The sequence below is a fragment of the uncultured Aliiroseovarius sp. genome, from assembly GCF_947492455.1.
Lineage (GTDB): Bacteria > Pseudomonadota > Alphaproteobacteria > Rhodobacterales > Rhodobacteraceae > Aliiroseovarius.
Genome location: NZ_CANLNB010000002.1, coordinates 583,364 through 607,637, shown reverse-complemented (window position 1 = coordinate 607,637; position 24,274 = coordinate 583,364). Strand labels below are relative to the sequence as shown.

The following is a 24,274-nucleotide window of genomic DNA, read 5'->3' as shown; positions in this document are numbered from 1 at the left end:
CCGCCCTTAAAATGGAGCCTTAACTCGGCAAAGATGCGTGCGTGTTTATACGCCCGGCACGGTGCAGTCTGCAGCATCCAGATCCAGAACCGGATCATTCGCCGTGCATTCCTCGCCTGACAACGGATAGGTCTCGGTGTCGGCACAAGCGACCAATAGAGTGGAGGACGCAAGGAGGGCAAAAAACAATCTAAGCATTTAGGTATCTCCTTCTTTGTTGGACAACTTCATTCTGCTCGTAATGCCGTTCCCGGGGCCATGACGTGGATCAACCTGCCCAGAAGCCCAAATTTGCTCGGGGTGCTTGGCCCCAAAAGCAAAAAGCCCCGCCGTTTCCAGCAGGGCTTTCCAGTCGTTCTGGGGACTGATCACTTCAGGATCGAACGCCCCGCATATTCCGCAGTCGTGCCCAGGCTTTCTTCAATGCGGATCAGCTGGTTGTATTTCGCCAACCGGTCCGAACGGGCCAGCGAGCCGGTTTTGATCTGGCCGCAGTTGGTGGCGACAGCGAGGTCGGCAATGGTGGCGTCCTCGGTCTCGCCCGAGCGGTGCGACATCACGTTGGTCATGCGTGCGCGGTGGGCCATGTCGACGGCTTTCAGCGTTTCCGACAGCGAACCGATCTGGTTCACCTTGACCAGCATCGAGTTGGCAGCGCCCTTTTCGATACCTTCGGCCAGACGGGCCGGGTTGGTCACGAACAGATCGTCACCCACCAGCTGCACCTTGTCGCCGATGGCGTTGGTCAGGGCGACCCAGCCGTCCCAGTCATCTTCCGACATGCCGTCTTCGATCGAGATGATCGGATAGTCGTCGCACAGGGCGGCCAGATAGGCGGCGTTTTCTTCCGAGCTCAGCGATTTGCCTTCGCCCGACAGAACGTATTTGCCGTCCTTGTAGTATTCGGTCGCGGCGCAATCGAGGGCCAGATAGATGTCTTCGCCGGGGGTGTAGCCAGCTTTCTCGATCGAGCTCATGATGAAGTCCAGAGCGTCGCGGGTCGAGGCGATGTTCGGGGCAAAGCCGCCTTCGTCACCGATGCCGGTGGACAGACCTGCGGCCGACAGCTCTTTCTTCAGGGTGTGGAACACTTCAGCGCCCATGCGGACAGCTTCGCGGATGTTTTCCGCAGCGACCGGCATGATCATGAATTCCTGAATGTCGATCGGGTTGTCGGCGTGCTCGCCGCCATTGATGATGTTCATCATGGGAACCGGCAGAACGCGGGCCGAGGCGCCACCCACATAGCGATACAGCGGCAAGGCCGAAGCGTCGGCAGCGGCTTTGGCAACGGCCAGCGACACGCCCAGAATGGCGTTGGCGCCCAGACGGCCCTTGTTCGGGGTGCCGTCCAGCTCGATCATGGCGGCGTCGATGGCTTCCTGCTCGGTCGCATCGAAACCGATCAGCATTTCCGCGATCTCGCCGTTCACAGCTTCAACAGCGGCCAGAACGCCCTTACCCATGTAGCGCGCCTTGTCGCCGTCACGCTTTTCCACGGCCTCGTGGGCACCGGTCGACGCGCCCGAGGGCACAGCGGCGCGGCCCAGCGTGCCGTCTTCCAAGATCACGTCCACCTCGACGGTGGGGTTGCCCCGGCTGTCCAGAATCTCGCGGGCGAGAATATCGATGATGGTGCTCATGTTAGCGCTCCCAATAAGAAGAAAACTTCAGTTGAGGCGTCTTTAGCGCGTTCCGCGCGACACGACAACAGGGCAGGTGAGATGTTAGCGCGCGCGGGCCTGCTGTTCGCGCAAGAACATGTAGATTCCGGTGCCAATGACGATGGCCGCCCCCAGATAGGTCCAGCTGTCGGGGCGTTCGGCAAAGATCAGCATCCCAAGGATCATCGAGAAGATCAGCCGCATATAGCGAAACGGCATGATGATCGCCGTTTCCGCGATCCGCATCGCCTGCACGATTGCGTAATAGCCCGACACGCCACAGATCACGGCCCCCAGCATATAGGCCCATTCGACGCCCTGTGGCATGACAAACGGATCGTTGATTGGCGCCAGGATAAGCCCAGCGGGTACGACCGATGCAAAGCCATAGAAGGCCACGCTGACCGACGGGATCGAGGGATCCATCTGCCGGGTCAGAAGATCGCGCACAGCGATGGTGATGACCGCGCCGAGCGGAAGAAGGGCCGCCAGTTGAAACGTGTCGCTGCCCGGGCGGATGATGATCAGCACACCGATGAAACCAATGCCAATGGCACTCCACCGGCGCCAGCCGACCTGTTCACCCAGAAACAGCGCTGCCCCGGCGGTGATTGCCAGCGGAGTGGCTTGGAACACGGCGGCGACGGTCGACAGCGGCACCAGCGACAGGGCGGTGATGAAGAACATTGCGGCGATGGCCTCGGACGCGTTGCGCCACAGCATGAGCGGCGAGCGCATGTCGCGATGTACCAGCGGGGCCAGCGTTCCGCGCTGTATATACGTCATGATGCCGAACGCGATCATCCCGCCGATCCCCAAGAAGACCAGCACTTCAGACACGGGAATGCCACGCGACATCGATTTGATGAACGTGTCTTCCCCGGCGAAAACCGCCATCGAGAATGTCACAAGAATGATGCCGCGAATGTTTTGCATGTTCCGATCCGTTCAGTGCGTCCGGCGACAGAAACCGATTTGCAGAACTGCGGCAAGGGGGGATTCGGTGATGTGACCAATCACAGGACGTGATGGATGGCGCCTGCGTCAGTCTTTTTTGCGTACGCCGTAAAGTTCCAGCCGATGGCCTTTCAGCTCATACCCCAGCTTGGCGGCGATCTTTTCCTGAAGCGCTTCGATTTCCGGGTCGAGGAATTCGATCACCTCGCCGGTGGTCAGGTCGATCAGGTGGTCGTGATGGTCACGATCCGCGCTTTCGTAGCGCGCGCGGCCATCGCCGAACTCGTTCTTCACCAGAATGCCGGCCTCTTCAAACAGCTTCACGGTGCGGTACACGGTCGCCAGCGAGATGCGATTGTCTACGGCAGAGGCGCGGGCATGCAGCTCTTCCACATCCGGATGGTCGTGATGGGCATCTTCCAGCACACGTGCAATCACGCGGCGCTGATCGGTCATGCGCAGCCCCATATCTTCACAACGTTTCAAAATGGATGCGCCTGACATATGCCCCTCGGTGTTTTGATGCCCGCCCCCTTATGCCGTGAAAATTCGGGCAGGCAAAGGGGTGACGGCAGGGCTGCCTTAGCTGATCGCGAATTTCATCATCCGGTCGAACATACGATGCGGCAGAAGGCGGCGCAGAAGCGGCAGAAGGCGGCCAAACTTACCCGCGCGATAGATGGTGCGAGGCTTGGCGTCCTCGATCCCGCGGCGGATCGCGTCTGAAATCACCTTGGGATGCGAGCCTTTCAGCGCGGCCGAGGGGCTTTGCGCCGCACTGATCATCTTCTTGACTATATCGGCATAGGGTCCGGTGCCCGAATGGCGGGTGATCCCTTCACCCAGCACATCGCCAAAGCCGGTGTCGATGATGCCGGGGGCCACGACGACCATGAAAATACCCCGATCCTCGACCTCAAGCCGCATGGTGTTGGTGAAGCCTTCGACGAAGAATTTGGTGCCGTGATAGTAAGCGCCAAGTGGGGTGTGGATTGTGCCGCCCACGGACGAGATGTTGATGATCCGCCCGCTGCCTTGTTCCCGCATACCCGGCAGGACCAGTTGGGTCATGCGCGCCAGCCCGATGATGTTGGTGTCGATCTGCTGGCGCACGGCCTCCATCGGGATGTCCTCAACCGCGCCATAAAGGCCGTAACCGGCGTTGTTGACCAGCGCGTCGATCCGGCCCTCAGCCTCAAGCACCTTTTTGACAGCGGCCTGCATCGACGCATCGTCGGTCACGTCCAGCGACAGCGCATGCCCACCGGCGGCGGTGATATCGGACATGGCGTCCACCCGACGCGCGCCGCCATAGACGGTGTAGCCCGCGGCCAAAAGATCCAGCGCGGTCTGCTTGCCAATCCCCGAGGATGCACCGGTGATCAGGATAACTTTCTTTTTCATGGCATTTGCCTTTCACTAAGAAGAAGGGGTACTCAGAGCAAGTGACCGACGGTCAGTTAAATAAATGACCGGTGGTCAGCTATCAAGAGGAACGTGGCGATTTCGTCGCATGATGGGCTATGGTATTGGAAGATAACGCAAAACGGGCGCGGTCCGAGGATCAGAAGGCCGAGCGGCAGGCTGGCATTCTGGCGGCTGCGCGCGAAATCATCGACGAATCAGGCTTTGACGGTGTGACGATGAGCGCGCTGGCAAAGCGGGCGGGCTTGGCCAAGGGCACGCTGTATCTTTATGTTCGCTCGAAGGAAGAGCTGTTCTTGCTGTTGTTTCTTGAAGCGATGGATGAGGTGGTTGACCGGTTCAAAGCCAACGCCAAGCTTGGCGACAGTGCCGCGCATTTGGCGCATCTGATGACAGAAAACGCCCTGACCACGCCGCTGTTTTTGCCGCTTTTCGCGCGGCTGGTCGCGGTGATCGAAGCCAATGTGGCCGATGAACCCCTGTTCACGGCCAAACGCCGGTTGCTCGCCCTGGGTCACGAGTGGTCCATGCATTTGGCCTATGTCACTGGCGTAGGCCCCGATCAGATCGAGGCGCTGGCCCGTACCTTGATGATGACGATGCAGGGGGCCGCGCAGTTCGACATCTCGGCGCAGCGTGACCCCGAGGGATTGCCCGACGACATGCGCGAGGCGTTCGGAGCCTACGCGTTCGCCCCCAGTTTTGAACCTTCGGCGCGGTTGATCCTTGAGGCGGTGATGGCCCCGGCCCTAGAAGGCTAAAGGATCAGTTTTCCTGACATGGTGCGCACGGCGGATCCGGCTACGGTGACCCGCCCGGGCTCGGCCTTCAGATGAATTTGCGACGGGCGACCCATGTCATCGCCCTGATGGATGGTCAGGCTTTGGGGTTCCCCACGATCGGCACACAGAAGCGCGGCCAAGGGCGCGGCGGCTGACCCTGTGGCCGGGTCTTCCGGGATGCCATCCAAGGGCGCGAACATGCGGGCATGGATAGTGCCGCCAGCGCCCTCGACCCACGCATAGACCGCAAAGTCATGGTTGCCGGGAAAAAGTTGTGTCCCTTCGCGCATGGCGTCGGTGTTGGGTGAGAGGGCGGACAGTGTCTCGCGACTGTCCAGTTGTGCATAGACGAAATCTCCGCCCAGCGAGGCGATCTCGGGCTGGGCGATGATGTTTTTGGGCGTGCAGCCAATGGCACGGGCGACCAGATCGACCTCGGGTTTGCCTTTGCGCTCCAGCGGCACCTCGGTCACAAAGCTGGCCTGACCGGCTTGGGCATAGGCGGGCAGGGGGCCGACGCCCAGCTCCAGCACCATGTCGGGGCCATATCCCATGTCGGCCAGCATCACGGCCGTTCCGATGGTGGGATGCCCCGCAAAGGGCAGCTCGCGCATCGGGGTGAAAATGCGAATGCGGGCGGTGTGGGCCGGGTCCTCGGGCGGTAAGACGAAGGTGGTTTCCGAGAAGTTGAACTCGCGCGCGATGGTCTGCATCTGCGCGTCCGTCAGCCCCTCGGCATCCGGGATCACGGCCAGTTGGTTACCCCCAAAGGCCGTGTCGGTGAACACATCATAGACGGCATAGTCGCGCATCACATCAGCTCCGGTTCGCGGCCGATCCGTTTTGCCATCGGGGCGACGGTCAGGCCTTGCACAATGATCGAGAAGATTACGACGATATAGGTCGCGGTCAGGATCAGCGGTTTCCATTCATTGTCAGGCAGGGATAGGGCCAGCGCAACCGAAATGCCGCCTTTCAATCCGCCCCACGTCATGATCGGGATCACCCCGCGCGAGAAGTTGCGGAAGGGTTTCAGGATCATCACAGGCACGGCCACGGCGGTCAGACGCGCGACCAGTGCCAGTGCGATGGCCATGGTGCCCGCCATGACAGCGTCCATGGTGAAGGCAACGGCGAAGACCTCGAACCCGATCATCAGGAACAGGACCGCGTTCAGGATCTCGTCAATCAGTTTCCAGAAGGCGTCGACATAGTTGCGGGTCTCTTCGCTCATCCCGTGTTTGGCGCCCACATCACCGATCAAAAGGCCCGCACAGACCGCCATGATTGGGGCCGAGAAATGCAGCGCTACCGCCAGTTCATAGCCCCCGAAAGCAAGGCCAAGGGTCAGCAGAACCTCAAGCGAGTAGTCGTCGATCTGGCGCATGATGCGGAAGGTCAGCCAGCCCAAGACCACGCCCAGAACTGCGCCTCCGACGGCTTCTTGCAGGAACAACATCACCGCGCCCATGGCCGCACTTTCTTCGTGCCCGCCGCCGTGGCTGCCGTGATGCGGGAAAGCCAGGCCCACCAGCACCAGAAACACCACATAGCCCACGCCATCGTTGAATAGGCTTTCGCCCGCGATCTTGGTTTCCAGCGATTTCTGAAGGTTTGCCTCGCGCAAGACGCCCAGCACCGCGACAGGATCTGTGGGGGTAATCAGCGACCCAAACACCAGCGCGATCAGCAGCGGCATCCCGGTGATCCAGCTGAAGCCCACGCCGACCACGGCGGTCGACAGGGCCACGCCCATTGTCGCCATCAGGAAGACCAGCCGCCATTGCTGGCGCAGGTCCGAGATCTTCACGTGCAGTGCACCGGCAAACAGCAATAGCCCCAGCATGCCTTCCAGCAGCGCGTCCGAGAAGTCGATGCTGGTCACTTGCGTACGCACCTGATCGGCGACGCCAAGGCCGGGGGCGACAAGGTCCAGCAGCAGGATCGCAACGGACGCAAACAGCGAGACCACAAGGATCCCGATGGCCGAGGGTAGTTTCAGGAAAAGATAGTTAATGGCGCCGAAGAGGCCGGCCAAAACGATCAAAAGTGATGCAATTTGCAGAAAAGTCATTGTCGGTCCTAAGTGATCCGTAAGTCATGTTTGTGCGCCTCATAGCATGGGCGCGGGTATAGACAAATATCGGAAATCGCGACGGATTTACTTACTCCGTGATGCGCAGCTTGGCCCAGACCGGCAGGTGGTCCGAGGCGATGCGCGCCAGTTTGGACTGGTCGACGCCCGCATCCCGCAGCTCGACGCCCTCGGATGTCGCAATCCGGTCCAGCGCTGCCATCGGGCGTGACGCGTGATAGGAGCGGCCGGGCGAGTGAATGTCGAAATGCTGCTCAAGCGGTTCGAATCCGCGCCGTGGGGACCATTCGTTGAAATCGCCAAGGATGACGGTGGGCAGCTCGATATGGTCGAAATGCTTCGCGAGCGCGCGCATTTGCTGATGGCGATAGGGGCGCAAGAGGCCCAGATGGGTGCCGATCACCTGCATCTTGCCCTCAATCCCGACCGATACCGCGCCGCGTGGTTCGAGTCCCGGAAGCTCCACTGTGCGCGCGTCGTGGAAGGTCAGCCCTTTGCGGACCAGCACCGCGTTACCATGACTGCCCAACGACAGCCCGTTCGAAGCAAACGGGACGGGTACAAAATCCGTCTCGTCTTCGATCAGTTTGAAGGGCAGGGCCGTGGGGCGAGGGCCAAGGCGGCGGTCCGCCTCTTGCAGGACCAGCACATCTGCATTCAATTCGTTCAGCACATGCAGAATGCGATGCGGATCACGTCTGCGGTCCAGCCCAATGGCCTTGCGCATGTTGTATGTGGCGAGTTTCAGGTCCATAGCCATGCCGCCCGCGCGGGCGCGTCAGAAGAGATGTGTCATCAAATGATAGCGGTTCCGCGACTGAAAGCCCATGCGTTCATAAAGCGCACGCGCGCGCTCGTTATCGGCGTCGACCTCAAGGTTCATGGCTTTTACGCCCTGCCCAGACAGGGCGCGGGACAATGCGGCCAAGGCTTCCGATCCCATGCCACGCCCGCGCACTCGCTCGCGGACATAGATCTCATCAAGGAATGCGTCGATGCCGCCGAACTCGATCGACCAGCCGAAGCTGACTGCGACGTAGCCCACCGGGGCCACGCGGGGGCCGATCATCCAGATTGCGCCATGGGGCGAGCCTTCCAGAAGCGGGGTCAGGGCACCGCGCCGCGTGGCGTCGTCCTGTTCGATGCCGGCCTCGGCATGGAACCCGGCCACCAAGGGCAGAAGTCGGTCCAGATCGTCCAGAGTGGCAAGGCGCAGGCTGCTCATAGGCGGGCGATCCTTTCGGTTAGAAGGGCAAAGAAACCATCCGCATCGAGGTCTCCGATGAACATGGCGTTGGGGGGATGATCGGTCACGCCCCACCAATCGGCGACGGTCATGCCCATGGTCAGCTCGGATGCGGTTTCGATCTGCACATTGATGTGGCGGCCGGTGAACAGATCCGGGCGGATCAGATAGGCGATCACGGTCGGGTCGTGCAGGGGCGCGCCTTCGGATCCGTATTTGTGGATGTCGAAGCGCTCGAAGAAATCCGTCATCTCGGCCACCGCGTGGCCGACGTCACCGGGCAGAGCGCGGAAGGCGTCGTTGCGGGGTTTGGTGACCAGAGCCTTGTGGGTCACGTCCAGCGGCATGACGACAAGCGGAACGCCAGAAGTAAACAGGATATCAGCGGCTTGCGGGTCGACATAGATGTTGAACTCGGCCGCCGGGGTGACATTGCCGACCTCAAAATAGGCGCCGCCCATCAGGACGATCTCTTGCACGCGGTCCACAATATCGGGCGCCCGTTCAAAGGCTGTGGCGATGTTGGTGAGCGGCCCCAACGGGCAGAGCGTGACCGTGCCCCTGGGTTCCGCACGCAGGGAGTCGATGATGAAGTCGACCGCATGCTGGTCCTGAAGCGGCATGGTGGGATCGGGCAGGTCTGGCCCGTCCAGCCCGGTTTTTCCGTGCACATATTCCGCTGTGACCAGATCACGGCGGAGCGGGCGGTCGCAGCCGGCAAACACGCGGGTGTCGGGCTTTCCGGCCAGCTCGCACACGATGCGGGCATTCTTGGCGGTCAGCTCCAATGGAACGTTGCCCGCAACCGCTGTGATGCCCAAAACCTCGATATCCTCGGGGCTGGCCAGCGCCAAAAGAATAGCGACCGCGTCGTCCTGACCGGGGTCGGTATCGATGATGATCTTACGTGTCATTCCAACCTCTTACGCGGCCAACTTCACCCAAATCGGCACGTGATCCGAGGGCTTTTCACGCCCGCGCACCTCTTTATCAATCTGGCAATCCTGCAGCATATCCGCGCATTCCGGGGACAGCAGGAAATGGTCGATCCGAATGCCGTCATTGCGCTGCCACGACCCGCGCTGGAAGTCCCAGAACGAATACTGCTCGGGCGCTTGGTTGCGGGCGCGGAAGGCCTCGGTCATGCCAAGGTTCAGGATCCTGCGCCATGCCTCGCGGCTCTCTGGGCGATAGAGCGCGTCTTCTACCCAATCCTGCGGACGCGCGGCGTCCTCGGCCTGCGGGATGATGTTGTAATCACCCGCCATCAGGAAAGGAATTTCCTCGGCCAGCAACTCCTCGGCACGGGCGCGCAGACGCTCCATCCACGCGAGCTTGTAGTCGTATTTTGGACCCGGTACGGGGTTGCCGTTGGGCAGGTACAGCCCGCAGATCCGCACCGCGTGATCCCCCACCACCGTCGCCTCGATGTAACGGGCCTGTTCGTCATCGTCGTCACCGGGCAGACCGCGCGTCACATCCTCAAGCGGCAGTTTGGAGAGCAGCGCCACGCCGTTGAAGCTTTTCTGCCCGTGGGTTTCGACGTTATACCCTTTGTCTTCAAAGGCTTCGCGGGGGAAGTTCTCGTCAATTGATTTGATTTCCTGCAAGATCGCCACGTCCGGCTGCGCCTCGTCCAGCCAGTCCATCAGGGCGGGCAAACGGGCCTTGATGCCATTGATGTTGAAGCTGGCGATTTTCATGAGGCTCTCCTGTTGTTGGGGTCACTGTGGGGGCAAACGCGGGTGGGCGCAAGCATAGCTGCTCAGGCTTCGGCGATATGCCGCCCGGCGGCATGGGCGCTGGCCCAAGCCCACTGGAAATTGAACCCGCCCAGCCAGCCGGTGACGTCGACACATTCGCCGATGAAGTAGAGGCCGGGGATGGTTTTCGACATCATGGATTTGCTGTCGAGCCCATCGGTCGAGACGCCGCCCAACGTGACCTCGGCGGTGCGATAACCTTCGGTGCCAGAGGGGGTGAGCTGCCAGTCGGACAGCTGATCCAACAGCGCATCCAGCGCCTTGTCGGACTGGTCCGCCAGCCGCTGGGTCAGGTCGAACCGATCCGCCCATTCGGTGGCGAGGTGATCGACCAGCTTTCCGGGTAGGTGGCGCGAGAGTTCCGTCGACAGTTGTCGCCGTCCTTCGGTCTGACGTTGGGTGCGCAGCGCCTCGCGCAGGTTCAACCCGTGGGTCAGGTCGATATGCACGGGTTCTCCAGGCTGCCAGTAGGAAGAGATTTGCAGGATCGCGGGGCCGGACAATCCACGGTGCGTGAACAGCAGCGCCTCTTCAAAGCTGGCGCGGTCGTTCCAAACGCGCACAGGCAGGGACACGCCGGATAGCGCGGCGAACCGCCCGTCGGGGAAGGTGAAGGGGACAAGCCCCGCGCTGGTCTCGATGATCTGGTGGCCGAATTGTCGCGCGATATCATAGGCAAGGCCTGTCGCGCCCATCTTGGGGATCGACTTGCCGCCCGTCGCGATGATCAGGTTTTTGCAGGTGAGCCGGCCTTGCGACGTTTCAAACTGGAAGCCGCTTTCGATCTTCGCGACCGCGCTGATCGAAGTGTTCAGCGCCAGTTCTGCCCCGGCCTTTGCCAGCCGGTCCGTCAGCATCTGAACAATCTGCGTCGATTTTTCATCGCAAAAGAGCTGCCCCAGCGTTTTCTCATGCCACGCAATCCCCGCCTGATCGACCAACTCGACAAAGTCCCACTGGCTGAACCGGGCCAGCGCCGATTTGTGGAAATGCGGGTTCTGGCCCACGAAATTCTTCGGCTCGGCATACATGTTGGTGAAATTACAGCGCCCGCCGCCGGAAATCCGGATCTTCTCGCCGGGCTTTTTGGCGTGGTCGATGACCAGCGTGGGGCCTGCCTTGGCCGCATAGGGGGCCGCAAACAGCCCCGCCGCGCCTGCGCCAATGATGATCGTATGCCATTCCGTTTTCATGCGCGCGTCGTACCCTGTTCGCCGAGTGGGGGGAAGAAAAATGCGCGGCTTGGTGGTTTTCTGCAGACGCAGTCAGAAATTGTTAACCGAGACCGGTCAAGTTTGAGGCAAATCTGACGTTTCTCTGGAGGGATCACTGTCATGGACCATCTGACCCGCGCACAATGCCTGCATAGTCTGGACCTTCTGGTCGGGCAGGAAGACGCGTTCGCCCAGGCGTTTTTCCCGCTTCTGTTTCAGCGTGCCCCCGAGCTGCGGGTGGTGTTTCCCGCAGGCATTGATGATCACGCCGAACAGGTGCGGGTGCTCTATCGACTGATGATGTGTTTTGCTGGGAACGAGGTGACGATGACCGCCGGGTTGCGCTTGATTGGGTTCCGCATGGCGATGCGGGGGCTGGGCGCAGATCATGCCGAGCTGCTGGCCAACACACTTATAGGGACGCTGAAGCGTCAGCTGAGCAATTCGTGGCAAGCGGATTTCGCTTACTCTTGGCGGATTGCCAAGGAAGAGGCGTTGGACGCGATGGCGCTTGGCGCAGAGTTGATGGCCGCGTGAGGCTTAGATCGAGAACGAGGTGCCGCAGCCGCAAGAGGCCGTGGCATTCGGGTTGTCGATCACGAAGCGCGCGCCGATCAGTTCCTCGGTGAAGTCGATCACGGCATCGGCAAGGAAGGGCAGGGATACCTCGTCCACCACCACCTGTTCGCCGCCCCCCGAAAGAACCAAGTCGCCCTCGGCCGGATCATCCAGCGAAATCTCGTATTGAAAGCCCGAACAGCCGCCGCCTTCAACAGCCACACGCAGTGCTTTACCCTGCGCGCTTGCGCCGATTTCGGACAAGCGGGCGAAAGCTCGGTCAGTGACTTTGGGGGGCAGGTTCAGGTCCATCGGGAAATCCGTTTCATGTTCACGCAAAACGCAATATAGGTTGGCCTGACGGGCGCGACAAGACGCCCCGGACACGCGCGCGCGGACGGGACATCCGCAAGAGGCCAGACATGACAGGCGGAAAGGGGCAGCCATGCTTGCCAGCTTTGCAACCCATCCCGGTGGCAGCCGGGGGCGACTGTACCCGGAAGGGGAAAGCGAATTTCGCGAGCCGTATCAACGGGATCGCGACCGGATCATCCACTCCTCGGGTTTTCGTAGGCTGAAACACAAGACGCAGGTGTTCGTTGAGCACGAGGGCGATTATTTCCGCACCCGCCTGACCCATTCTATCGAGGTGGCGCAGGTGGCGCGGACCATCGCGGGGGCGCTTGGGTTGAATAGTCATCTGACCGAGGCCGTGGCGCTGGCCCATGACCTAGGCCACACGCCTTTTGGCCATACGGGCGAAGATAAGCTGGACGAGTTGATGGCCCCCTTTGGTGGGTTTGACCACAATGCGCAGGCACTGAAAATCGTCACCTCGTTGGAGCGGCACTATGCCAAATGGGACGGGCTGAACCTGACATGGGAGACGCTAGAGGGCATTGCCAAGCACAATGGCCCAGTGACCGGCGATCTGCCCTATGCGCTGGCCGAGTACAACGCCAAGCATGATCTGGAACTGTCCACGCATGCGGGTGCCGAGGCACAGGTGGCCGCGCTGGCCGATGACATCGCCTATAACAACCACGATCTGCATGACGGGCTGCGGGCGGGACTGTTCACCATGGAAGAGATCGCCGAGCTCCCTATCGTGGGCGCTGCAATTGCCGAGGTGGACGGACTCTATCCCGGTCTGGATGCAGGCCGTCGCCGCCACGAGGCGCTGCGGCGGGTCTTTGGCGTGATGGTCGAGGATGTGTTGGACACGTCGAAGAGGTTGTTGACAGAGGCCGATCCGCAGTCGGTTGAAGATATTCGCGCGCTGGATCACGCGGTGATCCGGTTTTCGCCGGAACTGTGGGCCGATCTGAAAGTGATCCGCAAGTTTCTGTTCACTCGCATGTATCGTGCACCGTCCGTGGTTGAAATGCGCACGCGCGTCACCGCAGTGGTCGGCGATCTGTTTGGGCATTTCTTGGCGCATCCAATGGAGTTACCAGAGGAGTGGTGCCGCGAGATTGAGGCGGCCGAGGGTGAGACCGCGCTGGCGCGGTTGGTGTCGGATTACATCGCCGGGATGACGGATCGTTTCGCGCTTCAGGAACATGCGCGTTTGGGGTTGGGCGGGTTGGGGCTTTGCCCCTCTGCGCTGCGCGCATTCACCCCAAGGTATTTAGGGCAAGAGGAAGGGGCGGGCGCCTGCATCGCTTGACCTTTGGGGTGGGGGTGCTAAAGCGTTTCGAGATCAAGTTGGCTCACAGCTTGAATTCGAAACGCCCTCGAGATTGGTAAGGTCCGGGCGTTTCGCCATACTATTGTGGTTCAATAGTATGCCGAAACGCTTTAGGAGTGCGCCTGAGAGAAAAGGACCAGACCGATGAACCTGTTTGCCGATATTCGCGCGCTTGTGATTGATGCCCTGACCCAGATGGTCAGCGAAGGAGCTTTGCCCGAGGGGCTGAGCTTTGACAACGTGGCGGTCGAACCACCGCGCGATGCGGCGCATGGGGATATGGCGACGAATGCGGCGATGGTTCTGGCGAAGCCTGCCAAGATGAAGCCCCGCGACATTGCCGATGTTCTGGCCGGAAAGCTGGCCGAGGATGCGCGCATTGACGTGGCCGAGGTGGCAGGTCCCGGGTTCTTGAACCTGCGTCTGGCGGCGACGGTTTGGGCTGGTCTGGTCGAAGGCGTGTTGGCGGATGCGAATTACGGTCGTTCAACGATGGGTGCCGGGCAGAAAACGAACGTGGAATATGTATCGGCCAACCCGACGGGGCCGCTGCATGTGGGACACACGCGCGGCGCGGTTTTTGGCGATGCGCTGGCGAGCCTGTTGGACTTCGCTGGTTATGACGTGACCCGTGAATATTACATCAATGACGGTGGCGCGCAGGTCGATGTGTTGGCCCGTTCGGTTTACCTGCGCTATCTGGAAGCGCATGGCCAAGAGGTTGCGTTCGAAGACGGCACCTATCCCGGCGACTATCTGGTCCCGGTGGGCGAGGCGCTGAAAGCCAAGGTGGGCGATGCTTTTGTGGGCAAGCCGGAAGCCGATTGGTTGGTTGAAATCCGCGAGTTCGCGACCGAGGCCATGATGGACCTGATCCGCGAGGATCTGGCCCAGCTGGGCGTGAAGATGGATGTCTTCTTCTCGGAAAAATCTCTGTATGGCACTGGCCGGATTGAAGGCGCGCTTGAGACTCTTCAGAACAACGGCCTGATCTATGAAGGCGTGCTGGAGCCGCCCAAGGGCAAGACGCCCGAGGATTGGGAGCCGCGTGAGCAGACCTTGTTCAAATCGACCGAGCATGGCGATGACGTCGACCGTCCGGTGAAAAAATCGGACGGCAGCTGGACCTATTTCGCGCCGGACATTGCCTATCACTATGACAAGGTCGAGCGCGGTTTTGACGCGTTGATCGACGTCTTTGGCGCCGACCACGGGGGCTATGTGAAGCGGATGAAAGCGGCTGTGTCGGCGCTGTCTGACGGCAAGGTGCCGCTGGACATCAAGCTGACCCAGCTGGTGAAGCTGTGGAAAAATGGCGAGCCGTTTAAAATGTCGAAGCGGGCAGGCAACTTCGTCACCCTGCGCGATGTGGTCGAGCAGGTGGGTTCGGACGTGACACGTTTCGTGATGCTGACCCGCAAGAACGACGCGCCGTTGGACTTCGATTTCGACAAAGTGTTGGAGCAGTCCAAGGACAACCCGGTCTTCTATGTGCAGTATGCCCACGCGCGCGTGCGCTCGGTTCTGCGCAAGGCGGAAGAGCAGGGCGTGACCCTGTCTGACACGCCAGATCTGCAGGATGAGGCCGAGCTGGCGGTGGCCAAGAAGCTGGCCGAATGGCCGCGTCTGGTCGAGATCGCCGCACGCACCCATGAACCACACCGGATCGCGTTCTATCTGTATGAGTTGGCCTCGGAATTCCACGCGCTGTGGAACCGTGGCAATGACAAGCCGGAACTGCGTTTCCTTCAGGATGGCAATAATGACTCATCGGCGGCAAAAATTGCCCTACCGCGTGCAGTCGCCGTTGTCATTTCGTCGGGATTGGGTATTTTGGGCGTAACTCCGGCCGAGGAAATGCGCTGACAAAATGCGCCCCGGTCGAGTGCGAGTAGAGCAGTTTGACCGGTGCAGGGTGTGGAAAGAGCCATAAAGGCCAAGCCCCTGGAGATACCGGGTGTGAGGCAAGATGGCAGAAGCAAATTGGGGGCATGGCGCCCCGCATCCGGCGTATCAAAATCATCCCGACTATGGGCATCGCCCTGAACCTGTGATGCGTTCTGCAGCGGCAGGCGCGTCTGCCTATGTGCATCCGGCTCATGGTGGGCCAGAGGTGCAACAGGCGCCGATGCAGGCCGATTATGCGGGCTATCAGGACGCGCCTTATGCGGATCAGGGATACTACGCCCAACCTGCTGAACCGACTGCGCCGCGTGGTGGTGGGGCTGGCGGGCTTTTGAACTATGCAGGCGCCGCCGTTTCACTGGCGCTGATCGTGGGTCTTGGCGTCTGGGGCTACAAGCTGGCCGTGCGCGATGTGACCGGCATTCCGGTCGTGCGTGCGCTGGAAGGTCCGATGCGCGTGCAGCCCGAAAATCCCGGTGGCCAATCGGCGGACCACCAAGGTCTGGCCGTGAATGCTGTGCAGGCGGAAGGCGAGGCCTCGGCCCCTGCTGATCGCCTTGTTCTGGCGCCCGAGCCTGCGTCGCTGACCGACGAAGATGCCTCGGTCGCCGAGGTTGCCCGCGCCGATACGGACCTGTCCCTTCCGGCTGCCGCCATTCAGGCCTACGTGACCGAGACCGCGGCCGACGTGGACCCGATCGCCGCCGCGCTGGCCATCGCCGAGCAGATCGCCGCCGACAGCCCCTTGCTGGGCGCTGAGACCAAGATCGAGCCGACCGAGGTTGTTGCCTCGCTTGCGGCCACCGTGCTTCCAACGCCCTCGGCACCCGCAGTTGAAGAACCGGCAACACCCGGTGTGAAAATCATCCCGGCCTCGGTCCCCGGTGTCAGCACGTCGTTGCGCCCGGTTGTCCGTCCCGCCGATCTGAACACCAAAGTCGCGGCCCCCGTGCCGTCCGCCCCCGCAGCCGCGAAAGAGGTCGATCCCTCGACCCTCGCCCCCGGTACGCGTCTGGTGCAACTTGGGGCCTTTGACAGCGCCGAGGTTGCCCGCGAACAGTGGGACGTTCTGTCGGCCCGGTTCGAGGACTATATGGGCGGCAAAACCCGCGTGATCGAGAAAGCCCAGACCGGTGGCAAGACCTTCTATCGCTTGCGTGTGATGGGCTTTGCCGATCTGGCGGACTCGCGCCGGTTCTGTTCGGTGCTGATGGCTGACAAAGCCGCCTGCATCCCGGTTGTGACCCGGTAAACTATGTCCCGCGTTGGCGCATATATTCTGGGCTGCGAGGGCACCACGCTGTCGCGGGCCGAACGGGATTTCTTTGAACGCGCGCAGCCGTGGGGGTTCATCCTGTTCGCGCGGAATGTGGACACGCCTGACCAGCTACGCGCATTGACCAGCGAGTTGCGCGGCGCCGTCGGGCGGGACGCACCCATCTTTATTGATCAAGAAGGGGGCCGAGTGGCCCGTATGGGCGCGCCCTATTGGCGCGAGTGGCTGCCCGCTTTGGATCAGGTCAAGCTGAACCCCAAAGCCTCGGTCCGCAGCCTCTACATCCGCTATCGCCTGATCGCGGATGAACTTTTGTCGGTCGGAATCGACGGCAACTGTGCGCCGCTGGCCGACATTGCCATGGGTGAGACCCATCCGATCCTGCATAACCGCTGCTACGGCGAAGACGTGGTGAAGGTGGCCGAACGCGCCGCCAGTGTGGCACAAGCCCTGCTGGATGGCGGTGTGTTGCCGGTGGTGAAACACATCCCCGGCCATGGGCGATCAACGCTGGACACGCATCTGGAGCTTCCACGCGTGAAGACCAAAGCGAAGGAACTCGGCTGGACCGATTTCATGGCGTTCGAGCCGCTGGCCGGGCTTCCCCTTGGCATGTCCGCCCATATCATCTTTGAGGATATCGACCCTGACCATCCCGCCACCCAAAGCCCGGATATGATCGCGCTGATCCGCAACAAAATCGGCTTTGGCGGACTTCTGATGACGGATGACATCTCGATGAAGGCGCTGTCGGGTGCGCTATCCGTGCGGTCCCGCGCCGCACTTCGGGCGGGCTGTGACATCGTTCTGCACTGCAATGGCGTGCTTGAGCAGATGGAAGAGGTCGCCGACGCCTGCGGAGATCTGACCGGAGAGGCGCTTTCGCGCGCCGAAACCGCGCTTTCCTGGCGCAAACCACCCGTTCCCATTGACATTGATGCCTTGGACGCTGAATTTCAAAGCCTGATGACTGGTGAGACAGTAATACAGGCAGGTGATGAGCGAGACTGAAGAGTTTCAAGAAGATACAATGTCAGTGTCCGAGCGGTTGGCCGCCGAGGCGCTGATCGTTGACGTCGAGGGGTTTGAAGGCCCGCTCGATCTGCTTCTGACTCTGTCTCGCACGCAAAAGGTAGATCTGCGCAAGATCTCGGTTCTGGAACTGTCGGTGCAATATCTGGCTTTTGTGGAACGCGCGCGGCATCTGCGGATTGAACTCGCCGCCGACTATCTGGTGATGGCGGCGTGGCTGGCCTTCCTGAAATCGCGCCTGTTGTTGCCCCCCGATCCCACCGAAGAAGGCCCGTCTGGTGAAGAACTCGCCGCCCACCTTGCCTTCCAGCTGGAGCGCCTTCAGGGCATGCGCGATGCCGCCGCCAAGCTGATGGCGCGGGATCAATTGGGACGTGATTTCTTTGCCCGGGGCCTGCCCGAGGACGTGACCCGTGTGCGCCGCGTGACCTATACCGCGACGCTTCTGGACCTGATGCAGGGCTATGCGCGCATCCGCACCAAAGACGAATTCCGCCCCTTTGTCATGGACCGCGACGCGGTGATGACGATGGAGCAGGCGCTGGACCGCATGCGCGGTCTGATCAACTATGCGGGTGACTGGACCGAGTTGACGTCCTACCTGCCCGAAGGGTGGGAGGTCGACCCCGCCAAGCGCCGCTCGGCCATGGCCGCAAATTTTGCCGCCACGTTGGAAATGGCCAAACGGGGCGAACTTGAACTCAGACAGGGCGACACGTTTTCGCCCATTCAAATCCGCAGGAAAACGCATGACGGATGATGTGATCAGTGACACGCCCCAAGAAGGGCAGGACGCGCGCGAGGAAAGCCTGTTCGAGGCCCCACCAATGGGCGAACAGGAACGCATGGTGGAAGCCATCCTTTTTGCCTCTACCGAGGCCGTCAGCGTGAAAGAGCTGGAAGACCGGATGCCCCACGGCTGCGACGCCGCCGAGGCGCTGGTCCATCTGCGCAAGCGCTATGAAGGCCGCGGCGTGACCGTTGTCAAAGTGGGGGATGCCTGGGCCATTCGCACCGCGCCCGACCTTGGCTATCTGATGCAGAAAGAAACGGTCGAGCAGCGCAAACTGTCCCGTGCCGCGATCGAGACTTTGGCAATTATCGCCTATCATCAACCGGTTACGCGGGCCGAGATCGAAGAGATCCGCGGCGTGTCCGTCAGTCGCGGCACCATCGACCAGCTGATCGAGATGGAGTGGATCCGTTTTGGCCGCCGCCGCATGACACCGGGCCGCCCGGTCACCTTCGTGGTCACACCGGGCTTCCTGGATCACTTCGGTCTGGAAAGCGCACGCGATCTGCCGGGCCTGAAAGAACTGCGCTCGGCCGGTCTGCTGGAAAGCCGTCCGCCCCCCGGCGCGATGCCCGGACCCAACAGTGATGACGAGGACGAAAGCCCCGAGGGCCAGTCCGAACTATTCGAGGATTAACTCTATGAATGCCAATCAGCTGATTAATATGGTCATCCGTATGGTGACGCGCCGCCTCATCAACAAAGGTGTGAACACCGGGATCGACATGGCCACCCGGAAAGGTCGACGCGAAGAAGATATGACCCCGGCACAACGCGAAGAGGCCAATAAAGCCAAAGAACTTGCCAAGCGCGGGCGCAAGACCATGCGGATCGGACGGCGATTGTTTTAATTCGCGCCTCGCGACGATGGTCCGCGCGTGATTACTTAAAATGCTTCGACAGCTTCAGCCCTTGGCCCTGATAGTTCGACTTGATGTCGACACCATAAAGCGCTTCGGGGATTTCGCTCATCTTCTCATAGACAAGGCGGCCGACGACCTGTCCGTGTTCCAAGACGAACGGGGCCTCGTGGCAGCGGACTTCCAGCACCCCGCGCGACCCGGACCCGCCAGCGGCGTCATATCCGAAACCGGGATCGAAGAAGCCCGCGTAATGCACTCGAAATTCGCCGACCATCGCCAGATAGGGGGCCATTTCGGCAGCGCAATCGGGCGGGATGGCAATCGCTTCGCGGCTGACGAGGATATAAAACGCACCGGGGTCTAGGATGATGCGGCCTTCGGTGGTGCGGACCTCTTCCCAGTACTCGGATGGGTCGTAATGGGCCAGCTTCGACAGGTCCACGACGCCCGTGTGACGCTTGGCGCGATAGCCGACCAGATCGCCGTCAGCAGGCTTCAGATCGACCGAAAAGCCCAACCCGTCGGAAATCACCGGCTCGCCCGAGACGATGGGGCTGCGGGCATGCACATCGCGCAGTTCATCATCGGACAGAATCGTTTTGCCCTGACGGAAAATGATCTGGTTCAACAGTTGGCCGGGCTGGGCGACGACGGAAAAGCTCTGTGGGCAAAGCTCGGCATAAAGCGGGCCGTCATAGCCTTCGGGGACGCGGTCAAACTCGATCCCTTGATCGGTGATCACGCGGGTCATTAGGTCGACCCGGCCAATTGAACTTTTGGCGCTGGCGGCGGCGGTCATGCCTTCAGGCAGGTTCAACTGCTCCATCAGGGGAATCACATAGACGCAGCCTTTTTCCAGCACGGCGCCACCGGTCAGCGACAGCTCGTGCATGGTCAGTTCCGACAGGCGGTCGGCCACGGTGGCGTCTTTGCCGGGCAGGAAAGACGCGCGCACGCGGTAAGCTTTTTCCCCCAAACGCAGATCAAGCGAGGCCGGTTGGACCTGTTCGTTCAGGATGGGCGAGGACGCGGAAATACCGCCTTCCGTGATCATCTGCCGGATCTGATGATCGGCCAGCACACCGGATTTCATGGCGTTCCTCCTTCGGCGCAGGCCGCCGGGATGCCGCCCGCGCTGCCTGTTAGATACAAAAACACCCGCCCGAAACCCGGGCGGGCGTTTTTTGAATTGGTCGGGCTAGCAGGACTCGAACCTGCGACCTTCCGTCCCCCAGACGGACGCGCTACCAGGCTGCGCCATAGCCCGACTGAGGCCCTTACATAGTGATTTTCACGGGCAGGGCAAGCGAGAAAAGAGCGGAAAATGCGCATTCTTTCCAAAGACGTTGCCCAAGCCTGTTGCAGGGTCATTCTGCCTGCCCATTGTCCGACGGGGCAGGGGCCATGCGCGCCGCCAGATCGGACAGGCGCGCGGTCAGATTGCGCAGGGCGTCTTCCGGCAGCGACGTGCCTGCGGCGCGGAGCGCACGAAGGCGGGCGCTGGCCAGAGCATCCGGCGCGGGGGTGAAGGCGTCGTCTGACACGTCCGCCGCAACATGCGAGATGTCGATGGGGGCTGGCGCTTCAGGGACGGGATCAGGCTCTGCTACGAGCTCGGCTTCCGTTGGCTCTGCGACCTCGGGCTCAGGCGTATCTTGCGACACTGCAGCGTCGAAAACCGTGTTGTCGTCGACCGGGCTCGAGACGTCTTCTTCCGGGTGCGACGCGGCGATGTCGGCATCAAGCTCAGTCGGTTCGATATGGTGTTCGGGCGTCGTAGGTTCCGGTTCTGGTGGTGTTTCTTCAATCTTTTCAGCCACCTGTATGAACTCTGCTGCGAACAGATCCGGTTCGGCAGGGGCGTCTTCAACGGGGTCTTCGGGGGCCGCATCCATGCTGGCTGCGTCTTCTGCCGCATCGGTCAAAGTCGGCGGCGACTCGTCAATGGCGGCGTCCTGCGGTACTTCCGTAGCCTCTTGCGGCGCGGGCGGTGTTTCTTCAACCGCAGGCTCCGCAGAGGTCAGCGCGTCATTTGTCGCTGGTTCTTCGACAGCCTTGGATGGCGGTGTCAGCGGGACGACATTCGACCCGTCAGAATTCCGCATTTCGTTGCTGTCCAGCCGAGGCGACATGGCCGCCACATGCTTCACGCCTTTTTCGCGCAGCAGTTTCTGGACGCCGCGAATGGTCATGCCGTCTTCGTGCAAAAGCTTCCGAATGCCGCCCAGAAGCTCCATATCCGCGGGGCGATAATACCGCCGCCCCCCGGCACGTTTGACAGGTTTGACTTGGGTAAACCGGCTTTCCCAGAAGCGCAGAACATGCGTGGGCACACCCAACCAATCGGCCACTTCGCTGATGGTGCGAAACGCGTCCGGAGACTTCTTGTCCATGCGTGTGCCTGCCTTCTATTCTGTACCGCGTGGGTGCCGTCAGGGACCCCGTTTAGCGCTTGTTGCCATCCGCAACGCGATCTTTCATCAGATGCGAGGGGCGGAAGGTCAAGACGCGCCGCGGCAGGATCGGCACTTCTTCCCCGGTCTTGGGGTTGCGGCCAACGCGCGCCGCTTTATCGCGGACGGAAAATGTGCCGAATGACGAGATTTTGACGCTTTGGCCAGATACCAGCGCGTCCGAGATGTGGTTCAAGACGTTTTCAACCAGTTGCGCGCTTTCGTTGCGCGACAGGCCGACCTCGCGAAACACGGACTCGCTAAGGTCCATGCGGGTCAAAGTCTTTTCACTCATATTGTCCCCCTGAATGGCTTTAACTGCCCTTTTTATGGGTGCGTGGGCACCGGGCATGATCAGTTATTGAAGCGAGCATGGAATTTTTGAAATTCCGAGTCAATATCAATGGCTTGCGAAAGCAGAAGCTTGCCTGCGCAATTCAGGGGGAAAATGGGGATGTGGTACGCAGGCAGGTAGGTGCCTTACCAACGGATAACCACGGCACCCCACGCCAAACCGCCACCAATGGCTTCGGCGACCAGAAGATCTCCGTCCTTGATCTTACCTTCAGCGCGCGCCACAGACATGGCCAGTGGGATCGACGCGGCCGAGGTGTTGCCGTGATCCTGAACAGTCACCACGACGCGCTCCATCGGGACGCCAAGTTTCTTCGCGGTGCCTTGGATGATCCGGATATTGGCCTGGTGAGGCACAATCCAGTTCACATCGTCGTCGGTCAGGCCCACTTTGGACAAGGCGGTTTCCGCGGTCTGGGCCAGCTTGCCAACGGCCTGACGGAACAGCGGGTTGCCTTGCATGCGCAGGTGGCCCGAGGTCTGCGTGGTCGACACGCCGCCGTCTACATACAGCATCTCGCGCAGGCGACCGTCGGAATTCAGGTCCGCTGACAGGATGCCGCGATCGGTGTTTTCTCCGGCGCCTTCTTCAGCTTCCAGCACCAGCGCACCCGCGCCGTCGCCAAACAGCACACAGGTCGCGCGGTCTTTCATGTCCAGAATGCGCGAGAATGTCTCGGCGCCGATGACCAGAACGCGTTTGGCCTGACCCGATACGATCAGCGCATTGGCGTTGGTCAGGGCAAATACGAAGCCTGCGCAGACAGCCTGCACGTCAAAGCCGAAGCCGCGCGTCATGCCCAGCTCGTTCTGGATCATGGTGGCGACCGACGGGAAGGTCAGGTCCGGGGTCGAGGTGGCGACGACGATGGCGTCGATGTCATCCGGCTCCAACCCCGCATCCGCAAGCGCTGCCCGCGCTGCGTCGGCGCCCATTTTCGAGGTGGTTTCGTCTTCTGCAGCGAAATGACGACGTTCAATCCCCGAGCGGGTGCGAATCCATTCGTCCGATGTGTCTACGATGTCTTCGAAATACGAGTTCGGAACCACGCGTTCGGGCAGATAGTGCCCGACGCCTTTGACCACGGCGCGAAGTGTCATTCTGGCTGCTTACCTTCCGGTTCTTGAGTTTTTTGATCTTGGCTTGGCGTACCGGCGGATGCAACCCGCGCGGCCAGCTTCTGCGTGAAGCCGCTTTCAGCCAAGCGGAAGGCCAGTTTGACGGCGGCAGACATGCCCGTCGCGTCTGCCGAGCCATGGCTTTTGACCACGGTGCCGTTCAGGCCAAGGAACACGCCGCCATTGTTGCGGCGCGGATCCACACGTTTGCTAAGACGCCGCAGCGAGGTCAGCGACAGAAGCGCTGACAGCTTGGACAGCAGGGTCGCGTTGAACGCATCGCGCAAAAGGCCCGAGACAAGGCTGGCCGTGCCTTCGGCGGTTTTCAGCGCCACGTTGCCGGTGAAGCCATCGGTGACAATCACGTCCACGCGGTCCGAGGGGATATCGCCCCCTTCGACAAAGCCGACATAGTCGATATTGGCGCGATCCGCGGCCTCTGCGATCAGTTCATTGGCGCTTTTCAGCTCGGGACGGCCTTTGTGCTCTTCGGTGCCGACGTTCAGCAGGCCAACACGAGGACGTTCCAGCCCAAGACCGTTGCGCGCATAGGACGCGCCCATCATCGCATATTGCAGAAGGTCGGTGTCATCGGCGCGAATATCCGCGCCCACATCCAGCATTACGTTGAAGCCTTCAGGGTTGCGCGAGGGCCAGAGGCAGGCAATCGCCGGACGGTTCACGCCGGGCAACTTGCGCAGGCGGACCATCGACAAAAGCATCAGCGCGCCGGTGTTGCCGCAGCTGACGGCCACATCGGCCTCGCCATTGCGCACCGCGTCAATGGTCGACCACATCGAGGTGTTCTGACCGTTGCGCATCACAAAGCTGGGCTTGGCGTCCATGGTCACGACCTCGTCGGCGTGACGAATGTCACAGACCTCGGCCAGACCTTTGGTCCGTGCGACCAGTTTTTCCAGTTCGGGTTTATTGCCATGCAGAATGAACCCGATGTTCGGGTTCTTGTCTGCAGACAGCGCAAGACCGGCAACCACGGCTGCCGGTCCAAGATCTCCGCCCATAGCGTCGACCGATACGATTGTGCGTTTGGGGGCGTTCATTGTCATTCTTTATCCCATGCTCGG

The 24,274-nt window shown here is 61.1% G+C and carries 27 protein-coding genes and 1 tRNA gene; 9 read left to right on the top strand and 19 right to left on the bottom strand.

Features of this window, described 5'->3' with window-relative positions:
• Window positions 1–45: 45 nt before the first annotated feature.
• The 5 genes from Q0677_RS06400 to Q0677_RS06380 all read right to left on the bottom strand — a co-directional run bounded on the left by Q0677_RS06400 (window position 46) and on the right by Q0677_RS06380 (window position 4,025).
• On the bottom strand, window positions 46–198 hold the full coding sequence (locus tag Q0677_RS06400) for a hypothetical protein (protein WP_166636203.1): 153 nt from the start codon (window positions 196–198) through the stop codon (window positions 46–48).
• A gap of 170 nt (window positions 199–368) precedes the next feature.
• Window positions 369–1,643 (bottom strand): phosphopyruvate hydratase, encoded by a 1,275-nt coding sequence (gene eno / locus Q0677_RS06395; protein ID WP_298907285.1) that lies wholly within the window; start codon window positions 1,641–1,643, stop codon window positions 369–371.
• Between the two features lie 84 nt (window positions 1,644–1,727).
• A complete protein-coding gene (locus tag Q0677_RS06390) occupies window positions 1,728–2,600 on the bottom strand; it encodes a DMT family transporter (RefSeq protein ID WP_298907282.1) in 873 nt (290 codons plus the stop codon).
• A 108-nt stretch (window positions 2,601–2,708) separates the two neighbouring features.
• A complete protein-coding gene (locus Q0677_RS06385; protein ID WP_298907279.1) occupies window positions 2,709–3,125 on the bottom strand; it encodes a Fur family transcriptional regulator in 417 nt (138 codons plus the stop codon).
• Between the two features lie 78 nt (window positions 3,126–3,203).
• A complete protein-coding gene (locus Q0677_RS06380) occupies window positions 3,204–4,025 on the bottom strand; it encodes an oxidoreductase (protein WP_298907276.1) in 822 nt (273 codons plus the stop codon).
• A 119-nt stretch (window positions 4,026–4,144) separates the two neighbouring features.
• On the opposite strand from Q0677_RS06380, the gene Q0677_RS06375 reads away from it, so the two are divergent.
• Window positions 4,145–4,807, top strand: coding sequence for a TetR/AcrR family transcriptional regulator (locus Q0677_RS06375; RefSeq protein ID WP_298907273.1), 663 nt, complete (start codon window positions 4,145–4,147; stop codon window positions 4,805–4,807).
• Here Q0677_RS06375 and Q0677_RS06370 read toward each other — a convergent pair.
• From Q0677_RS06370 to Q0677_RS06340, 7 genes are all read right to left on the bottom strand, one after another.
• Window positions 4,804–5,640 (bottom strand): PhzF family phenazine biosynthesis protein, encoded by an 837-nt coding sequence (locus Q0677_RS06370; protein ID WP_298907270.1) that lies wholly within the window; start codon window positions 5,638–5,640, stop codon window positions 4,804–4,806. The two genes, Q0677_RS06375 and Q0677_RS06370, sit on opposite strands and share 4 nt — an antisense overlap.
• Complete coding sequence (locus Q0677_RS06365; protein WP_298907267.1) at window positions 5,640–6,902, bottom strand: sodium:proton antiporter; 1,263 nt, start codon at window positions 6,900–6,902, stop codon at window positions 5,640–5,642. The genes Q0677_RS06370 and Q0677_RS06365 overlap by 1 nt, the downstream gene beginning before the upstream one ends.
• A 91-nt stretch (window positions 6,903–6,993) precedes the next feature.
• On the bottom strand, window positions 6,994–7,677 hold the full coding sequence (locus Q0677_RS06360) for an endonuclease/exonuclease/phosphatase family protein (RefSeq protein WP_298907264.1): 684 nt from the start codon (window positions 7,675–7,677) through the stop codon (window positions 6,994–6,996).
• A 24-nt stretch (window positions 7,678–7,701) separates the two neighbouring features.
• On the bottom strand, window positions 7,702–8,148 hold the full coding sequence (locus tag Q0677_RS06355) for an N-acetyltransferase (protein WP_298907262.1): 447 nt from the start codon (window positions 8,146–8,148) through the stop codon (window positions 7,702–7,704).
• Entirely contained in the window at window positions 8,145–9,083 is a 939-nt protein-coding gene (locus Q0677_RS06350) for a nucleoside hydrolase (protein WP_298907259.1), read from the bottom strand. The genes Q0677_RS06355 and Q0677_RS06350 overlap by 4 nt, the downstream gene beginning before the upstream one ends.
• A 9-nt stretch (window positions 9,084–9,092) precedes the next feature.
• Entirely contained in the window at window positions 9,093–9,872 is a 780-nt protein-coding gene (gene xth / locus Q0677_RS06345; protein ID WP_298907257.1) for an exodeoxyribonuclease III, read from the bottom strand.
• A 62-nt stretch (window positions 9,873–9,934) separates the two neighbouring features.
• Window positions 9,935–11,125: an NAD(P)/FAD-dependent oxidoreductase gene (locus tag Q0677_RS06340; RefSeq protein ID WP_298907254.1), complete on the bottom strand. Its 1,191-nt coding sequence runs from the start codon at window positions 11,123–11,125 to the stop codon at window positions 9,935–9,937.
• A gap of 141 nt (window positions 11,126–11,266) precedes the next feature.
• Between Q0677_RS06340 and Q0677_RS06335 the strand changes: the two genes are divergently transcribed.
• The gene (locus tag Q0677_RS06335) at window positions 11,267–11,683 is read left to right on the top strand and encodes a hypothetical protein (RefSeq protein ID WP_298907252.1); all 417 of its coding nucleotides are present in this window, start codon (window positions 11,267–11,269) and stop codon (window positions 11,681–11,683) included.
• Between the two features lie 3 nt (window positions 11,684–11,686).
• Here Q0677_RS06335 and Q0677_RS06330 read toward each other — a convergent pair whose 3' ends face one another.
• Window positions 11,687–12,010, bottom strand: coding sequence for an iron-sulfur cluster assembly accessory protein (locus tag Q0677_RS06330; RefSeq protein ID WP_298907524.1), 324 nt, complete (start codon window positions 12,008–12,010; stop codon window positions 11,687–11,689).
• Between the two features lie 139 nt (window positions 12,011–12,149).
• Here Q0677_RS06330 and Q0677_RS06325 point away from each other — a divergent pair, with 139 nt between their 5' ends.
• The 7 genes from Q0677_RS06325 to Q0677_RS06295 all read left to right on the top strand — a co-directional run bounded on the left by Q0677_RS06325 (window position 12,150) and on the right by Q0677_RS06295 (window position 19,251).
• A complete protein-coding gene (locus Q0677_RS06325) occupies window positions 12,150–13,373 on the top strand; it encodes a deoxyguanosinetriphosphate triphosphohydrolase (RefSeq protein WP_298907250.1) in 1,224 nt (407 codons plus the stop codon).
• A 165-nt stretch (window positions 13,374–13,538) separates the two neighbouring features.
• Window positions 13,539–15,260, top strand: coding sequence for an arginine--tRNA ligase (gene argS, locus Q0677_RS06320; protein WP_298907248.1), 1,722 nt, complete (start codon window positions 13,539–13,541; stop codon window positions 15,258–15,260).
• Between the two features lie 187 nt (window positions 15,261–15,447).
• On the top strand, window positions 15,448–16,551 hold the full coding sequence (locus tag Q0677_RS06315; protein WP_298907246.1) for an SPOR domain-containing protein: 1,104 nt from the start codon (window positions 15,448–15,450) through the stop codon (window positions 16,549–16,551).
• A 3-nt stretch (window positions 16,552–16,554) separates the two neighbouring features.
• The gene (locus Q0677_RS06310; RefSeq protein WP_298907244.1) at window positions 16,555–17,586 is read left to right on the top strand and encodes a glycoside hydrolase family 3 N-terminal domain-containing protein; all 1,032 of its coding nucleotides are present in this window, start codon (window positions 16,555–16,557) and stop codon (window positions 17,584–17,586) included.
• Entirely contained in the window at window positions 17,573–18,367 is a 795-nt protein-coding gene (locus Q0677_RS06305) for a ScpA family protein (RefSeq protein ID WP_298907241.1), read from the top strand. Before Q0677_RS06310 ends, Q0677_RS06305 begins: the two co-directional genes overlap by 14 nt.
• Window positions 18,357–19,037, top strand: coding sequence for an SMC-Scp complex subunit ScpB (gene scpB / locus Q0677_RS06300; RefSeq protein WP_298907238.1), 681 nt, complete (start codon window positions 18,357–18,359; stop codon window positions 19,035–19,037). Before Q0677_RS06305 ends, scpB begins: the two co-directional genes overlap by 11 nt.
• 4 nt (window positions 19,038–19,041) lie before the next feature.
• The gene (locus Q0677_RS06295; protein ID WP_298907235.1) at window positions 19,042–19,251 is read left to right on the top strand and encodes a hypothetical protein; all 210 of its coding nucleotides are present in this window, start codon (window positions 19,042–19,044) and stop codon (window positions 19,249–19,251) included.
• A 31-nt stretch (window positions 19,252–19,282) separates the two neighbouring features.
• Here the strand turns inward: Q0677_RS06295 and Q0677_RS06290 are convergent, their stop codons facing one another.
• The 6 genes from Q0677_RS06290 to plsX form a co-directional block, all read right to left on the bottom strand.
• A complete protein-coding gene (locus Q0677_RS06290) occupies window positions 19,283–20,356 on the bottom strand; it encodes a 2'-deoxycytidine 5'-triphosphate deaminase (RefSeq protein WP_298907232.1) in 1,074 nt (357 codons plus the stop codon).
• 97 nt (window positions 20,357–20,453) lie between these two features.
• A tRNA-Pro gene (locus Q0677_RS06285) sits at window positions 20,454–20,530 on the bottom strand.
• Between the two features lie 100 nt (window positions 20,531–20,630).
• Window positions 20,631–21,656, bottom strand: a complete 1,026-nt coding sequence (locus Q0677_RS06280; RefSeq protein WP_298907229.1) for a MerR family transcriptional regulator — start codon at window positions 21,654–21,656, stop codon at window positions 20,631–20,633.
• Window positions 21,657–21,708: 52 nt separating this feature from the next.
• Window positions 21,709–22,011 (bottom strand): integration host factor subunit alpha, encoded by a 303-nt coding sequence (ihfA, locus tag Q0677_RS06275; RefSeq protein WP_133486348.1) that lies wholly within the window; start codon window positions 22,009–22,011, stop codon window positions 21,709–21,711.
• A 185-nt stretch (window positions 22,012–22,196) separates the two neighbouring features.
• Window positions 22,197–23,171 (bottom strand): beta-ketoacyl-ACP synthase III, encoded by a 975-nt coding sequence (locus Q0677_RS06270; protein ID WP_298907226.1) that lies wholly within the window; start codon window positions 23,169–23,171, stop codon window positions 22,197–22,199.
• Window positions 23,168–24,256: a phosphate acyltransferase PlsX gene (gene plsX / locus Q0677_RS06265; protein WP_298907223.1), complete on the bottom strand. Its 1,089-nt coding sequence runs from the start codon at window positions 24,254–24,256 to the stop codon at window positions 23,168–23,170. The genes Q0677_RS06270 and plsX overlap by 4 nt, the downstream gene beginning before the upstream one ends.
• Window positions 24,257–24,274 lie beyond the last annotated feature (18 nt).

Excerpts from the sequence above, each read along its gene's own strand:
- Q0677_RS06400 (WP_166636203.1), bottom strand. The coding sequence starts at position 198 with ATGCTTAGATTGTTTTTTGCCCTCCTTGCGTCCTCCACTCTATTGGTC.
- eno (WP_298907285.1), bottom strand. The coding sequence starts at position 1,643 with ATGAGCACCATCATCGATATTCTCGCCCGCGAGATTCTGGACAGCCGG.
- Q0677_RS06390 (WP_298907282.1), bottom strand. The coding sequence starts at position 2,600 with ATGCAAAACATTCGCGGCATCATTCTTGTGACATTCTCGATGGCGGTT.
- Q0677_RS06385 (WP_298907279.1), bottom strand. The coding sequence starts at position 3,125 with ATGTCAGGCGCATCCATTTTGAAACGTTGTGAAGATATGGGGCTGCGC.
- Q0677_RS06380 (WP_298907276.1), bottom strand. The coding sequence starts at position 4,025 with ATGAAAAAGAAAGTTATCCTGATCACCGGTGCATCCTCGGGGATTGGC.
- Q0677_RS06375 (WP_298907273.1), top strand. The coding sequence starts at position 4,145 with ATGGTATTGGAAGATAACGCAAAACGGGCGCGGTCCGAGGATCAGAAG.
- Q0677_RS06370 (WP_298907270.1), bottom strand. The coding sequence starts at position 5,640 with ATGCGCGACTATGCCGTCTATGATGTGTTCACCGACACGGCCTTTGGG.
- Q0677_RS06365 (WP_298907267.1), bottom strand. The coding sequence starts at position 6,902 with ATGACTTTTCTGCAAATTGCATCACTTTTGATCGTTTTGGCCGGCCTC.
- Q0677_RS06360 (WP_298907264.1), bottom strand. The coding sequence starts at position 7,677 with ATGGACCTGAAACTCGCCACATACAACATGCGCAAGGCCATTGGGCTG.
- Q0677_RS06355 (WP_298907262.1), bottom strand. The coding sequence starts at position 8,148 with ATGAGCAGCCTGCGCCTTGCCACTCTGGACGATCTGGACCGACTTCTG.
- Q0677_RS06350 (WP_298907259.1), bottom strand. The coding sequence starts at position 9,083 with ATGACACGTAAGATCATCATCGATACCGACCCCGGTCAGGACGACGCG.
- xth (WP_298907257.1), bottom strand. The coding sequence starts at position 9,872 with ATGAAAATCGCCAGCTTCAACATCAATGGCATCAAGGCCCGTTTGCCC.
- Q0677_RS06340 (WP_298907254.1), bottom strand. The coding sequence starts at position 11,125 with ATGAAAACGGAATGGCATACGATCATCATTGGCGCAGGCGCGGCGGGG.
- Q0677_RS06335 (WP_298907252.1), top strand. The coding sequence starts at position 11,267 with ATGGACCATCTGACCCGCGCACAATGCCTGCATAGTCTGGACCTTCTG.
- Q0677_RS06325 (WP_298907250.1), top strand. The coding sequence starts at position 12,150 with ATGCTTGCCAGCTTTGCAACCCATCCCGGTGGCAGCCGGGGGCGACTG.
- argS (WP_298907248.1), top strand. The coding sequence starts at position 13,539 with ATGAACCTGTTTGCCGATATTCGCGCGCTTGTGATTGATGCCCTGACC.
- Q0677_RS06315 (WP_298907246.1), top strand. The coding sequence starts at position 15,448 with ATGCGTTCTGCAGCGGCAGGCGCGTCTGCCTATGTGCATCCGGCTCAT.
- Q0677_RS06310 (WP_298907244.1), top strand. The coding sequence starts at position 16,555 with ATGTCCCGCGTTGGCGCATATATTCTGGGCTGCGAGGGCACCACGCTG.
- Q0677_RS06305 (WP_298907241.1), top strand. The coding sequence starts at position 17,573 with ATGAGCGAGACTGAAGAGTTTCAAGAAGATACAATGTCAGTGTCCGAG.
- scpB (WP_298907238.1), top strand. The coding sequence starts at position 18,357 with ATGACGGATGATGTGATCAGTGACACGCCCCAAGAAGGGCAGGACGCG.
- Q0677_RS06295 (WP_298907235.1), top strand. The coding sequence starts at position 19,042 with ATGAATGCCAATCAGCTGATTAATATGGTCATCCGTATGGTGACGCGC.
- Q0677_RS06290 (WP_298907232.1), bottom strand. The coding sequence starts at position 20,356 with ATGAAATCCGGTGTGCTGGCCGATCATCAGATCCGGCAGATGATCACG.
- Q0677_RS06280 (WP_298907229.1), bottom strand. The coding sequence starts at position 21,656 with ATGGACAAGAAGTCTCCGGACGCGTTTCGCACCATCAGCGAAGTGGCC.
- ihfA (WP_133486348.1), bottom strand. The coding sequence starts at position 22,011 with ATGAGTGAAAAGACTTTGACCCGCATGGACCTTAGCGAGTCCGTGTTT.
- Q0677_RS06270 (WP_298907226.1), bottom strand. The coding sequence starts at position 23,171 with ATGACACTTCGCGCCGTGGTCAAAGGCGTCGGGCACTATCTGCCCGAA.
- plsX (WP_298907223.1), bottom strand. The coding sequence starts at position 24,256 with ATGACAATGAACGCCCCCAAACGCACAATCGTATCGGTCGACGCTATG.